At 65.4% G+C, this 1018-nt stretch carries 1 protein-coding gene; it reads left to right on the plus strand.

Annotated elements, in window-relative coordinates:
• Positions 1-946 (plus strand): IS701 family transposase (locus FS320_RS44065; protein WP_152718741.1); only part of this gene is annotated, 946 nt, incomplete at its 5' end.
• Positions 947-1018 lie beyond the last annotated feature (72 nt).

Below are 1018 nucleotides of genomic sequence, written 5' to 3' on the forward strand. Positions count from 1 at the left end.
CTGCCAGGTCGCCGTGAGCCTGTCGCTGGCCAACGACGACGCCAGTCTGCCGATCGCCTTTCAGCTGTATCTGCCCAAGGAGTGGGCGCTGGATCCCGAGCGACGGATCAAGGCCGGTGTGCCAGAGACCGTTGCCTTCCACAGCAAACCCACCATCGCACTCGCTCAGATCCGGGCGGCGCTGTTGGCGGGAGTGTCTCGGGCGGTGGTGCTGGCGGATGCCGGCTATGGCTCTGAGACGGCGTTTCGCACGGCACTGACCCGGATGGGCCTGATCTACATCGTGGGGATTGCGTCGAGCACCAGCCTGTGGGCGCCCGGCACCGGGCCCCTGCCGCCGCAGCCCTGGAGCGGGCGTGGGCGTCCGCCCACACTGTTGCGGAGGGACGCTCAGCATAAGCCGGTCTCAGCCCTGAAGTTAGCGAAAGATCTGCCCCACAAGGCTTGGCACGTCGTCACGTGGCGTGAAGGCTCCAAGGTTCCGCTGACGTCGCGCTTTGCGGCCGTCCGCGTTCGGCCGGCGCACCGCGACTACTGGCGTGCGACCCTGCGGCCGGAGGAGTGGTGCTTGATCGAGTGGCCAGAGGGCGAGAAGCGGCCGACCAAGTACTGGCTCTCGACCCTACCAGCCGACACTGTCCTGCGGGACCTTGTTGATCTGGCGAAGCTGCGCTGGCGCATTGAGCGGGATTATCAGGAACTCAAGCAGGAGATCGGTCTGGGCCACTTTGAGGGACGGGGCTGGCGCGGCTTTCATCATCACGCCACACTGTGCATCGCGGCTTACGGGTTTCTGGTCTCCGAGCGGAGCCGGTTTTCCCCCTCAGCGTCCGTCCGGCTCACCATCGGTAAAGCGTCCCGCCTATCGAAAGCCGACCAGCCTCGCGGCTGCACCCATCCGCCCCGAACGCCACGTCGCCCAGTCGATCGCCACCATCCGGGCTGAACTCATCTGCACTCTCGTGCGAAGGCTCCCACGATGTCCCTGCTGCCACACAAAGTTTATGACACAGTAGTA

The sequence above is a fragment of the Microvirga tunisiensis genome, from assembly GCF_009296175.1.
Lineage (GTDB): Bacteria > Pseudomonadota > Alphaproteobacteria > Rhizobiales > Beijerinckiaceae > Microvirga > Microvirga tunisiensis.